The sequence below is a fragment of the Roseburia sp. TF10-5 genome, from assembly GCF_003462365.1.
Lineage (GTDB): Bacteria > Bacillota > Clostridia > Lachnospirales > Lachnospiraceae > Roseburia > Roseburia faecis.
Map to the genome: position 1 here is coordinate 175,256 of NZ_QTYW01000004.1, position 12,731 is coordinate 187,986.

Annotated in this window: 13 protein-coding genes; 10 read left to right on the plus strand and 3 right to left on the minus strand. The window is 45.1% G+C overall.

The genetic code is table 11. The features are described from left to right. Window positions 1-201 precede the first annotated feature (201 nt). The 3 genes from tyrS (at window position 202) to DXD06_RS06070 (ending at window position 3,286) form a co-directional block, all read left to right on the plus strand. Entirely contained in the window at window positions 202-1,428 is a 1,227-nt protein-coding gene (gene tyrS / locus DXD06_RS06060; RefSeq protein WP_117831026.1) for a tyrosine--tRNA ligase, read from the plus strand. Between the two features lie 259 nt (window positions 1,429-1,687). Next, window positions 1,688-2,269 (plus strand): manganese efflux pump MntP, encoded by a 582-nt coding sequence (locus DXD06_RS06065; RefSeq protein WP_117831027.1) that lies wholly within the window; start codon window positions 1,688-1,690, stop codon window positions 2,267-2,269. 30 nt (window positions 2,270-2,299) lie between these two features. Next, the gene (locus DXD06_RS06070; protein ID WP_117831028.1) at window positions 2,300-3,286 is read left to right on the plus strand and encodes a calcium/sodium antiporter; all 987 of its coding nucleotides are present in this window, start codon (window positions 2,300-2,302) and stop codon (window positions 3,284-3,286) included. Between the two features lie 62 nt (window positions 3,287-3,348). Here DXD06_RS06070 and DXD06_RS06075 read toward each other — a convergent pair whose 3' ends face one another. Then, a complete protein-coding gene (locus DXD06_RS06075; protein ID WP_022044971.1) occupies window positions 3,349-3,705 on the minus strand; it encodes a hypothetical protein in 357 nt (118 codons plus the stop codon). 217 nt (window positions 3,706-3,922) lie between these two features. Between DXD06_RS06075 and metG the strand changes: the two genes are divergently transcribed. The 5 genes from metG to DXD06_RS06100 are packed head-to-tail and all read left to right on the plus strand — an operon-like array spanning window position 3,923 to window position 7,860. Continuing rightward, entirely contained in the window at window positions 3,923-5,911 is a 1,989-nt protein-coding gene (metG, locus tag DXD06_RS06080; RefSeq protein ID WP_117831029.1) for a methionine--tRNA ligase, read from the plus strand. A gap of 48 nt (window positions 5,912-5,959) precedes the next feature. Further along, window positions 5,960-6,505, plus strand: coding sequence for an NUDIX hydrolase (locus DXD06_RS06085; RefSeq protein ID WP_117831030.1), 546 nt, complete (start codon window positions 5,960-5,962; stop codon window positions 6,503-6,505). Continuing rightward, a complete protein-coding gene (locus tag DXD06_RS06090) occupies window positions 6,502-7,281 on the plus strand; it encodes a TatD family hydrolase (protein ID WP_117831031.1) in 780 nt (259 codons plus the stop codon). The genes DXD06_RS06085 and DXD06_RS06090 overlap by 4 nt, the downstream gene beginning before the upstream one ends. Before the next feature lie 12 nt (window positions 7,282-7,293). After that, window positions 7,294-7,539 carry a DUF1292 domain-containing protein gene (locus DXD06_RS06095; protein WP_055067193.1) on the plus strand — a complete coding sequence of 82 codons (246 nt, stop codon included), beginning with the start codon at window positions 7,294-7,296 and terminating at the stop codon, window positions 7,537-7,539. A 15-nt stretch (window positions 7,540-7,554) separates the two neighbouring features. Further along, window positions 7,555-7,860, plus strand: coding sequence for an extracellular solute-binding protein (locus DXD06_RS06100; protein WP_117831032.1), 306 nt, complete (start codon window positions 7,555-7,557; stop codon window positions 7,858-7,860). Window positions 7,861-8,004: 144 nt separating this feature from the next. Here DXD06_RS06100 and DXD06_RS06105 read toward each other — a convergent pair whose 3' ends face one another. Continuing rightward, on the minus strand, window positions 8,005-8,685 hold the full coding sequence (locus tag DXD06_RS06105; protein WP_117831033.1) for a TIGR00266 family protein: 681 nt from the start codon (window positions 8,683-8,685) through the stop codon (window positions 8,005-8,007). A gap of 205 nt (window positions 8,686-8,890) precedes the next feature. On the opposite strand from DXD06_RS06105, the gene DXD06_RS06110 reads away from it, so the two are divergent. After that, on the plus strand, window positions 8,891-10,567 hold the full coding sequence (locus tag DXD06_RS06110; protein ID WP_117831034.1) for an AAA family ATPase: 1,677 nt from the start codon (window positions 8,891-8,893) through the stop codon (window positions 10,565-10,567). Between the two features lie 16 nt (window positions 10,568-10,583). Beyond that, window positions 10,584-12,203: a cobyric acid synthase gene (locus DXD06_RS06115; protein ID WP_117831035.1), complete on the plus strand. Its 1,620-nt coding sequence runs from the start codon at window positions 10,584-10,586 to the stop codon at window positions 12,201-12,203. On the opposite strand, the gene DXD06_RS06120 is transcribed toward DXD06_RS06115, so the two are convergent. After that, window positions 12,172-12,675 (minus strand): helix-turn-helix domain-containing protein, encoded by a 504-nt coding sequence (locus DXD06_RS06120; protein ID WP_055260927.1) that lies wholly within the window; start codon window positions 12,673-12,675, stop codon window positions 12,172-12,174. The two genes, DXD06_RS06115 and DXD06_RS06120, sit on opposite strands and share 32 nt — an antisense overlap. Between the last annotated feature and the right edge of the window lie 56 nt (window positions 12,676-12,731).

Genomic DNA, 12,731 nt, shown 5'->3' on the forward strand with positions numbered 1-12,731 from the left:
CCGTTAGACGCACTGGAGTGTAGCTGCACTCGCGGAGGCAGGCTGTGTGAACAGCATGCGAATTAAGGTGGTAACACGAGAGATCCCCCTCGTCCTTATAATTAGGACGAGGGGATTTTTATTTGGATTTTTATAGATATAGAGCAAAGGGACATAAAGTCCCAGAAAAATCAAAAAAGTTAAATTACAGGAGGAAACCCAATGACACTTTACGACGAACTGGTTGCCCGCGGTCTGATCGCACAGGTAACCGACGAGGAAGAAATCAAGGAACTCATCAACAATGGAAAAGCAGTATTTTATATCGGTTTTGACCCGACAGCTGACAGTCTGCATGTGGGACATTTTATGGCACTGTGTCTGATGAAACGTCTGCAGATGGCAGGAAACAAGCCAATCGCGCTGATCGGCGGTGGTACAGCCATGATCGGTGATCCATCCGGACGTACCGATATGCGGCAGATGATGACACCAGAAACCATTCAGCACAACGTAGACTGCTTCAAAAAGCAGATGAGCCGTTTCATCGATTTCGGAGAAGGCAAGGCAATGCTGGTAAACAATGCCGACTGGCTGATGGATTTAAACTACATTGATGTACTACGTGATGTTGGTGCCCATTTTTCCGTAAACCGCATGCTGACAGCAGAATGTTACAAGCAGCGTATGGAAAAAGGATTAAGCTTTCTGGAGTTTAATTACATGATCATGCAGAGCTACGATTTCTACACACTGTACCAGAAATATGGATGTAACATGGAATTCGGTGGAGATGACCAGTGGAGTAACATGCTCGGTGGTACGGAACTGATCCGCCGGAAGCTTGGAAAAGATGCTTATGCCATGACGATCAATCTGCTTTTAAACTCTGAGGGAAAGAAGATGGGAAAAACACAGTCCGGTGCCGTATGGCTTGATCCGAACAAGACTTCTCCGTTTGACTTCTTCCAGTACTGGAGAAATGTGGCAGATTCCGATGTGTTAAAGTGCATCCGCATGCTGACCTTCCTGCCATTGGAGCAGATCGATGAGATGGACAAATGGGAAGGTGCCAAGCTGAATGAAGCAAAAGAGATTCTCGCTTATGAGCTGACCAAACTGGTACACGGTGAGGAAGAGGCAGAGAAAGCCAAAGAGGCATCCCATGCACTGTTTGCAGGCGGCGGAGTTTCTGCACATATGCCGACCGTTGAAGTGACTGCGGATGATCTCTACAATGACAAGCTCGATATCATGGCAGTTCTTGTAAAGGCTTCTCTGTGTGAGAGTCGTTCCGATGCACGTCGTGCCGTACAGCAGGGTGGAGTCTCTGTGGACGGTGAGAAAGTTACAGACATCAGTACCAGTTACACGCTCGACGAGTTTGCCGGAGAAGGAAAGGTCGTAAAGCGTGGTAAGAAGAAGTTTGCAAAAGTCATCAGCAAATAAGAAGTTCGTATTGACTAACTCAAAGACCGTTTGTTATAGTTTACCTAATTCATAGACAAAAGTATGTGAGGGAGTAGTTCGCACATTGTGTGACTTGTCAACATACCGGTCATTTGGACCTGGCAAGCCTTAAAGAATGAGACTCATGTGCACCGGAAAAACGTGGCTGTAGTCGCGGTTTTCGTTGGTGCGCATTGGGTCTCTTTTTGATATATCAGGACAGAAGCGTAAGGTATGAATCCCCTCACAAAAGGAGAACATAAGAATGGTAATCGAGTTATTTCTGATTGGTGTCGGACTCTCGATGGATGCATTTGCGGTATCCGTCTGCAAGGGTCTTGGCATGGAAAAAATCAACAAAAAACATGCGTTTCTGATTGGATTGTATTTCGGAGGATTTCAGGCACTGATGCCGTTTCTCGGCTGGGCGCTGGGAATCCGCTTTCAGAAATACATTACTTCGGTCGATCACTGGATCGCCTTTTTCCTGTTGCTGTTTATCGGTGGAAAGATGGTGATTGAAGCGGTTCGTGATAAAGACGTGCAGGAAATTGGAGCAAAAGATCTGCCACTGGATCATAAAGAGATGCTGCTTCTTGCAGTTGCAACCAGTATCGATGCACTTGCAGTTGGTATTACATTTGCCTTTTTAAATGTATCCATCATGGAAGCCTGTCTGATTATCGGATGCACGACATTTGTATTATCGATCATCGGAGTGGTTGTCGGTAATTTCTTCGGTACCCGTTATAAGAAAAAGGCAGAGATTGCCGGTGGGGTAATACTTATGCTCATAGGTTTGAAAATATTGTTGGAGCATCTTGGCATTATTGCCTTTTAACACATTATTTTACAGAAAGAGGGAAAAGATATGACAGAATTTATTTCAACATGTTCCATGCCGCTGGCAATTGTTTTTTTGATCGCAGGATTTTTCTTCCTGGTCAAAGGGGCAGATGTTTTTGTGGAGGGAAGTTCCAGCATTGCAAAACGGTTTCATGTTCCGGCCATCATTATTGGCCTGACGATTGTTGCCATGGGAACCTCACTTCCGGAGACTGCGGTTTCTGTTGTTGCAGCAATCCAGCATAAGAATACGCTGGCAATCAGTAATGTGGTCGGGTCTAATATTTTTAATATGATGGTGGTCATCGGTTTTTGTGCCATAATGACTCCGGTTGCTGTACAGAAAGCTACATTGAAACGTGATTTCCCATATTCCGTGTTTGCAGCGTTGCTGCTTCTGGTACTCGGTGGTGTGGGAATGAAACTGGGACGTTTTGACAGTGCTGTATTTCTGGTGTTTTTTGCCATATTTATCGGAACAATGATTCGTATGGCATTGAAAGCAGGAAAAGAAGGCGGGCAACCGCAAAGTGAAGAGATTGAAGCGGCAGAGGCACAGAAAGTAATGTCGATGCCAAAAAGCCTGTTGTTCCTTGTGGTTGGTGTAGCTGGTATTGTGATTGGCGGGGATGTCGTTGTAGACAGTGCCAGCAATATTGCATTGAAAATTGGAATGAGCCAGACGCTGGTAGGACTGACCATTGTTTCAATTGGAACCTCGCTTCCGGAACTTGTGACATCTGTTGTTGCAGCCCGCAAAAATGAAGTGGATATGGCACTTGGAAATGCGATCGGCTCCAATATTTTTAATATTCTGTTTGTACTTGGTCTGGCGGGAGTTATCAGTCCGATGCCGTTCTTGATGGAAAACATCATAGATATTATGATTTTGATTGTTTTGAGCCTGTTGATCTGGGGGTTTGCATGGACAAAAGAAAAAATCAGCAGAAAAGAAGGTATTGTGATGCTGGTTTTATATGTGGTTTATGTGATTTATATCTGTATGAGATAGAAACTTCTGTGACAGGATGAATTTTGGAAAATAGTTTTTACAGGGGACAGGATATCAGGACTTTAATTTGCAGAAGGTTTTTTGACGGGAACATCAAGCACGCGTTTTACAGCGCTTTGTAGTTCCGGATGCCGGCGATACATTTCGATGACATGCCGTTCATCTGCAGTGATCGGGAAGGATTTGTCTGCAGGAATGTGCAGGAGATTTCCGGTGAATGCGTCACTCTGATACAGTTCACAGAGCAGCAGCAATGTTTCCGTGCGGGGATAGGCCTGATCGCTTTCCCATCCGTACACGGTTTTTTCGGCGACTGCGATATTGTACAGGTCATTCAGCTGTACAACTACGTCATGGATCGTCCAGCCACGATTTTTTCGCATCGTTTTTAAGGCTGCCCCGATTTGTATATTTTTCATGTTGGTGCTCCTTCTCATTTATCTTTGGCAGTTTTGTACTGGAAAAAACTGGATAAAAGCATATTAGTCTACGGAAAAACAGGTCAGCAAGAAATTCTTGGAATATAAGAAAATATTCTTGAATAAACAGAAAAACGGACGAATAGGGGATACTTTACAAATGGCGTGGAATTCGGTAAAATGGGGAGAGCGAATGTGAGATAAGGAGGCCAAGGACATGGCAGAAAATAAAGGGAAGTTTTATATGACAACCGCGATTGCCTATACTTCAGGTAAGCCGCATATCGGAAACACGTACGAGATTATTCTTGCGGATGCAATTGCGCGTTATAAGAGAGCCGAAGGCTATGATGTCTATTTTCAGACCGGAACTGATGAACACGGACAAAAGATTCAGGAAAAAGCAGAGGCAGCAGATATTTCACCGAAAGAATTTGTAGATCAGGTTTCCGGTGAGGTAAAGCGGATCTGGGATCTTGTGAATTCTTCTTATGATAACTTTGTCCGTACCACGGATGAGGATCATGAGAAATGTGTAAAGAAGATTTTTAAAAAGCTTTATGATCAGGGTGATATTTATAAGGGATCTTATGAGGGAATGTATTGTACACCTTGTGAGTCTTTCTGGACAGAATCCCAGCTTGTAGACGGCAAATGTCCGGACTGTGGACGGGAAGTGCAGCCTGCCAAAGAAGAAGCTTATTTCTTTAAGATGAGTAAATATGCAGACCGGCTCATTGATTATATCAATACCCATCCGGACTTCATTCAGCCGGTTTCCCGTAAGAATGAGATGATGAATAACTTTCTGCTTCCGGGACTGCAGGATCTGTGCGTATCACGTACCAGTTTCAGCTGGGGAATTCCGGTAGATTTTGATCCGAAACATGTCGTATATGTCTGGCTGGATGCACTGACAAACTATATCACAAAGATTGGATATGATCCGGATGGTTCCACAGATCAGTTTAAGAAGCTGTGGCCGGCTGATCTGCATCTGATCGGAAAAGATATTGTCCGTTTCCATACCATTTACTGGCCAATCTTTCTGATGGCGCTGGATCTGCCACTGCCAAAGCAGGTATTTGGACACCCGTGGCTGCTTCAGGGCGGGGATAAGATGAGCAAATCCAAGGGAAATGTAATCTATGCGGATGACATGGTAGATCTGTTTGGCGTAGATGCTACCCGCTATTTTGTATTGCATGAGATGCCGTTTGAGAATGATGGCGTGATTACCTGGGATCTGGTCATTGAGCGTTTCAACTCTGATCTGGCAAATATTCTTGGAAATCTGGTAAACCGTACCGTTTCCATGAGCAATAAATATTTTGGCGGTGTGGTAACATCCACAGGAGTCACCGGTGAAGTGGATGCAGATCTGAAAGCTGTTGTGACAGCAACCCGTGACCGTATTGCCGGGAAGATGGCAAAACTTCGTGTGGCAGATGCAATTTCCGAAGTATTTGCACTGTTCCGCCGTTGCAATAAATATATTGATGAGACAACCCCGTGGGTACTGGCAAAAGACGAGGCACAGAAAGACCGTCTGGCAGAGGTTCTTTACAATCTGACCGAGTCCATCACGATTGGCGCAAGTCTTCTGCACCCGTTCCTTCCGGAAACCGCAGAAAAAATTGTGGCACAGCTATCGACATCATTGCGTGATTTTGATGAACTCAATCAGTTTGGCCTGTATCCGGATGGAACAAAAGTAACCGATGCCCCGGAGATCCTTTTTGCAAGAATTGACGCAAAAGAGATCCAGCCAAAGGTGGATGCCATTCAGGCAAAGCAGAAGGAAGAGTATGAAAAAGAGCAGAAAGCATTAAATGGCGGAGAGACAGCAGATGAAGCAGTGATTGATATGGATCCGAAGGAAGAGATCACATTTGATGATTTTACGAAGATGCAGTTCCAGGTGGGAGAGATTCTCTCCTGTGAGGCAGTTGCAAAGTCAAAGAAGCTGCTTTGCTCTCAGGTAAAAATCGGAAACACTGTAAAGCAGATTGTATCCGGTATCCGTAAAGATTACACACCGGAAGAGATGGTTGGCAAGAAGGTTATGGTTCTTGTGAACTTAAAGCCGGCAAAACTTGCCGGAGTATTGTCCGAGGGCATGCTGCTGTGTGCAGAGGATGAAAACGGTACACTTTCTCTGATGACACCGGAGAAACCGATGCCAAGCGGTGCTGAGATCTGTTAGACGCATGTAAGTGGCTGGGGCGGATAAGTAGAAATAGGAGGCATAAATATGGAAATCCTTGATGTTGTAGATGAGACCGGCACACCAACCGGTGAAACCGTAGAACGCGCGGAGGCCCACCGGGAAGGGGTACGGCACCGCACATCCCATGTCTGGATTGCCCGCAACAGGAACGGACGGATTCAGCTTTTATTACAGAAGAGATGTATGCAGAAAGATTCATTTCCGGGCTGCTATGATATTTCCAGTGCCGGACATATACCGGCAGGGGATGATTACATTCCTTCAGCAATTCGGGAGTTGAAAGAAGAATTAAATGTGACAGTGCAGGAGTCGGATCTGATTTATTGCGGACAGGTGCATAAGGATGTTGACAGCGAATTTCACAGACAGCCATTTCATGATCACCAGATTTCAAATGTTTATCTGCTCTGGCTGGATCGGGAAGCAGAGGAATTTGAACTGCAGACCGAAGAAATTGAGAGTGTGCGCTGGATGGATTATGCCCAGGTGCGGGGCATGGTGGCTTCGGATACACTTCCGAACTGTATCATCATGGAGGAACTTGATCTGATAGAAAGGCACTTCTTATGATTTTTGAGACACATGCACATTACGATGATGCAAAATTTGATACGGACCGGGAGATGCTGCTTGCGGATTTACCGCAGCGCGGCATTTCACCGGTGATTAATGTAGGGTCTTCCATTGCGACGACAAAGACAACACTTTCGCTGGCGCAGGAATACCCTTTTCTTTATGCTGCGGTGGGCGTACATCCCAGTGACGTGGATGATTTAAATGAGGACACTTATGCATGGCTCAGACAGCAGACAACGCTGCAAAAGACAGTTGCCGTGGGTGAGATCGGACTGGATTATTACTGGGATAAGGAACCGGAGATACAGGCGAAGCAGAGGTATTGGTTTGTACGGCAGCTTGCACTGGCACAACAGGCAGATCTTCCGGTGATCATTCATTCCAGGGATGCAGCAGAGGATACCATGAAGATCATGGAAAAGGCATATGAGGATGGCATAAAGGGCGTGATCCACTGTTATTCCTATTCGCCGGAGATGGCACAGGAATATGTAAAGATGGGATATTTCATCGGTGTAGGCGGCGTTGTGACTTTTAAAAATGCCAAAAAGCTGGTAAAGACCGTGGAAATGATTCCTCTTTCGAGCATCGTGCTCGAAACCGACTGCCCGTATATGGCACCGGAACCACACCGGGGAACGCGCAATGATTCACGTAATATTCCGTATGTGATTGCTAAAATTGCGGAGATCAAAGGCGTTTCTGTGGAGGAAGTCGAGCAGACCACACGGGAAAATGCATTTGCACTGTTTACGAAAGTGCCACGATAAAGGAGAGATATTATGGAAGAGTATGAAGTAATCCGTATTCCGGTTTCGGATGGGACGGAAAAAGAGTTTGCCATCATGGATACTTTTACCGTTGAAGAGAAGCACTATATGGCAGTGTCTCTCATAGAGGAGGATGAGATTCAGGAAGGTGTGTATCTGTATCGATACCGTGATGCGGAAGACGGAGATATCGTTGTGGAACAGATTACGGAACCGGCAGAGTATAAGCGTGTATCCAGGGCATATGAAGCGCGGTAAGGCTGCAAAAGAAGGATGAGAAAGACGAAAAAGTGGAAGAAAAAGCGTATGGTGGCGGTGCTTTTGACGCTGCTTGTGCTGTTACAGTTTCCGGCAGACTTTGGAAGTGTGGCACATGCTGCGCAGAAAAACGAAATCAGGGGAACGATTTCGGTAGCATCCAATATCTCCCAGCAGGATATGCAGCAGTACCTGGATGGGTTTAACAAGAAATATCCTGGTATTGAGGTGAAGTACCAGTCGTATTCGGATTATGACAATGAGGTGTCAAAACAGATTCAGTCTGGGTGCTGTGTATATGACGGAGAAAGTTCCTTATGAAAAACTGTTTAAGGAAGCAGACAGTGTATTATATGAGGTAAAAACCCGTGGAAAAAACAGTTTTGAGATTCGGAAAATTTGAAAAATGATATAAAATGAAATCCCGGAGCATGGGAAACGGCTCCGGGATTTTTTCGAAAATGATTAATTTTTATTTGGAATAAACGGGCTGATCGCTCCGGCGAGCTGTGCAACCGGCATGCTCTGCAGCCATACACGTCCCGGTCCGGTGATAACGGTATTAAAGATCCCTTCCCCACCAAAGAGCATATTCTTTACACCCGGTACAGTCTGGATATCGATGGTACATCCGGCGGTCATTGCCGCGAGATATCCGGTATCAACGACAATCTGTTGTCCCGGTGCAAGTTCATATTCTTTGATGTGTCCGTCAAATTCGAGAAAGACGGTGCCGTTTCCAGACAGACGCTGCATGATAAATCCTTCTCCACCGAAGAGACCGCCGGCAATGCGTTTTTGGAAAAAAACAGACATTTCCATGCCTGCAGTTGATGCGAGAAAGGCACTTTTCTGGGCGATAATCTCCTGCCCCGGTGCGATTTCAAATGCACGGATATCTCCGGGAAAGCTGGATGCAAATGCGATCAGTCCGGTGCCGCCCTGCGCGGTGTAGCGGTTGATAAACATGCTTTCACCGGAAAAAGCACGACCGAACATTTTTCCGATTCCACCGCCTGTTGTGGTTTCCATTTTCATATTTGGGGACATCCACGACATTGCGCCCTTCTCCGTAAGCATGGTTTCGCCGCCCTCTAAGTTACAGATGACGACAGGCATTGGTGCTCCTTCAATTGTATAGTTCATAACTACCTCCCTGATATATTGTTTTTCGTTACAATATTATCTTAACGGAACATGGGGATCTTTTCAAGAAAATGTTTTTGGAATGGAGAGTAAATCATGACAGTGTATTTCGGTGACCGTTTAATGAAAGGAAATTGTAATTACCTTGTCAATCAGTTATACTATATGTAAATATGGCAAAATGATCTGTTTGTTGGAGGTTCATATGGTAAATACTTTGAAATTACCGGTAGGAATTGACAGTTTTGAAAAAATACGCAGGAACGGATTTTATTATATTGACAAGACAAATCTTATAGAACAGATTCTGATGAATTGGGGGGAAGTAACACTGTTCACCCGTCCGCGACGTTTTGGCAAGACATTGAATATGAGCATGCTGAAAAGTTTTTTTGAAATCGGTGCAGATGTTTCACTGTTTGAAGGCTTATATATTGCAAAGAATAAAGAACTATGCGATGCGTACATGGGAAAGTATCCAGTGATATTTCTCACGCTCAAAGGGGTGGAGGGGCTGACATTTGCGGATGCGAAGAGGATGCTCGGCACGATTCTTGCCAATGAAATGGACCGGCATTATTATCTCAAAACAAGTGATGCACTTACGGACGAGGATAAGGCATATTTCGCTAAAATGCTTACAGGTACGGATGAGAATATAGAAGACAGCATCCGTAAACTGTCACAGCTTTTATATAAGCATCACGGGAAAAAGGTAGTAATTATCATAGATGAGTATGATGTTCCTCTGGATAAAGCATATCAGAATGGATATTATCGTGAAATGGTTTCTCTGATCAGAGGTCTTTTTGGTCAGGCATTAAAGACGAATGATTATTTACAGTTTGCATTTCTGACGGGATGTCTGCGAGTATCGAAGGAAAGTATATTTACAGGATTGAATAATTTTAAGGTACTTTCTATTATGGATTCCAGATTTGATGAACAGTTTGGATTCACAGATGATGAGGTAAAAAACCTTCTTGCGTCGTATGGTCTGGCTTCACATTTTCCGGAAACAAAGGAATGGTATGATGGCTATCACTTTGGAAATGCGGATGTGTACTGTCCATGGGATGTCATAAATTATGTGGATGAACTTAACTATGATCAAACGGTTGAACCACAGGATTACTGGTCTAATTCGAGTGGGAATGCGATCGTCCGCAGATTGATTGATAAGGCGGATGTGCAGACCAAGGATGAAATTGAGCGTCTGATCGCGGGAGAGTGTATTGAAAAGGAACTTTCACAGGAACTTACGTATGATGAGCTTGATAAAAACATTGGAAATCTGTGGAGCGTACTTTTTACGACCGGATATCTGACAAAACAGGGGCGTACAGCGGATGGAAAGATACGTTTGGCAATTCCAAATAAAGAGATAAAAAATCTTTTTATCAAGAAAATCAGGGAATGGTTCCGGGATACGTCCGCGAATGACGGTAAGAGACTGGAAGAATTCTGCAATGCGTTTTTAGAAAAAAATACAGAAAAAATAGAGCAGCTCTTTGGAGAATATCTTTGGAATACCATAAGTATACGTGATACAGCAGTTGCAAAGGAAAAGAAAGAAAATTTTTACCATGGCATTTTACTTGGGCTTTTGGGATATAAAGCAAACTGGCTTATAAAGTCAAATGCAGAGTCAGGAACCGGCTACAGCGATATTCTTGTTGAGGTGCCGAACAACAGAACAGGAATTGTGATAGAACTGAAATATGCCGGGAATGGAGATCTGGATGCTGCATGTGCCGAAGCTTTGAAACAGATGGAAGAAAAATCATATGTCGATAAGCTGAAGCAGGACGGAATGCGTAATTTTATCAAATATGGAATTGCATGCTTCAAGAAGGATTGCAGGGTTGTGATTGCTGGTTAGCAGGAAGGAAACAAACATGGCAAAAGTAATCATGGTGCAGGGCACGATGTCAAATGCCGGAAAAAGCCTGATCGTTGCAGGACTTTGCCGTATTTTTGCGCAGGATGGCTATCGCGTGGTACCGTTTAAATCACAGAATATGGCACTCAACTCCTACATCACCGAAGACGGTCTGGAGATGGGGCGCGCGCAGGTCATGCAGGCGGAAGCGGCGGGTGTGAAGCCTTCCGTGCTTATGAATCCCATCCTGTTGAAACCGACCAATGATGTCGGATCACAGGTGATCGTAAAGGGTGAGGTGCTCGGAAATATGCGGGCGCGGGATTATTTTGCGTATAAGAAAAAGCTGGTTCCGACGATCTGCGAGGCTTTTTCGGAGTTGGAAAAGCAGGCAGACATTATTGTGATGGAAGGGGCGGGAAGCCCGGCAGAGATCAATCTGAAATCGGATGATATTGTCAATATGGGGCTGGCAAAACTGGTCGATGCACCGGTGCTTCTGGTGGGGGATATCGACCGTGGCGGCGTGTTTGCGCAGCTTTTGGGAACTTTGATGCTTTTAGAAGAGGATGAAAAAGCCCGTGTGAAGGGTCTGATTATTAATAAATTCCGCGGGGATAAGACAATCCTTGATCCGGGAGTGGAGATGCTGGAGGAACGCGGCGGCGTGAAGGTTGCCGGAGTAGTTCCATATATGCATCTTTCCATTGAGGATGAGGACAGTCTGAGCGGTCAGTTGGACAACCATGATGTAGGCGTGATAGATCTGGCAGTGATCCGTTTTCCACGGATCTCCAATTTTACGGATTTTAACGTGTTTGAACGGCTGGAGGGTGTGTCCGTGCGCTATGTTTCTTCGGTGCAGGAACTGGGACAGCCGGATATGATTTTTCTGCCGGGCAGCAAAAATACGATGGGTGATCTGCGCTGGATGCGGCAGAACGGTCTGGAAGCCGCGGTCAAAAAGCTGGCGGTGCATATCCCGGTCTGGGGGATCTGCGGTGGCTATCAGATGCTGGGGCGTACCATTTCGGACCCACATGGGGTAGAGAATGAGAATTCGCTATGCGAACCGCTCTATCCGGCTCATTGCGAAGCAATTTCTCATGAGCCGGATACAATTGCCGTGGAGCGCATAAAGCGCGACGGGGCACTACCCCTGCGTGGTATGGAACTGATCGACACCGACACGACCCTGATGCCGGAAAAAATGCGTACGCAGACACGTGGAAAATTTGAGAATGTAACCGGTATTTTTTCCACACTTTCCGGATTGGAATTTTCCGGCTATGAGATTCATATGGGAAAGACAACGGTTTCTACCGGGGAACATCAGACGCCACTGGTACAGCTGGCAGATGGCAGAACCGACGGGGTGCAGCGCATGGAAAAAGGCAGCGAAGCACCCGGCGTATACGGCAGTTATGTGCACGGCATTTTTGACGATGGAGACATTGCCGTGCGCATAGTACAGGCATTGGCCGACAAAAAAAGGGTGTCATGGAAACCGGAGGCTGGCGGTGATTATCATGCATTTAAGGAACAGCAGTATGACAAGCTCGCACAGGGATTGCGGGAGCATCTGGATATGGAGTATGTATACTCTATTTTGCAGGAGAGCCGGATTTCCTCTTGATTTTTACAATGTTATAGATCCCGACACAAATCAGGACAATGGATAATACCAGAAGAATGGACAGTGGGTATTCGAAAATATAGTGATAGGAATCGGCATATGCACGACCATAGAGATCCATATATTTGAATTGTTCCCATTGACCCAGAAAAGGAAGCACACACAACAGGAAAATTCCGGTTATGGTCATAAAAATAAAGGGAGTTCTTTTAGCAGGATTTTGGATTTTATTTTGGTTTTCTGCTGAAGCATCTGGTTTTTTGAGCATTGTGTCAATTGGAACATGGAATTGCTCACTGATTAAGAGCAGGGTATGGATGTTTGGAACAGAGATTCCCATTTCCCATCGCGATACGGCCTGACGAGTAACGCCTAATGTTTGAGCAAGCTGTTCCTGGGAAAGATGATGTTTTTGTCTTAAATCAAGAAGAATGTGAGCGATAGTTTGATTATCAATTTTGGTTTTATTCATATCAGCACCTCCTTTTTCTTATCATACATTTCATGGCTGAAAGAAGCAAGAAACAG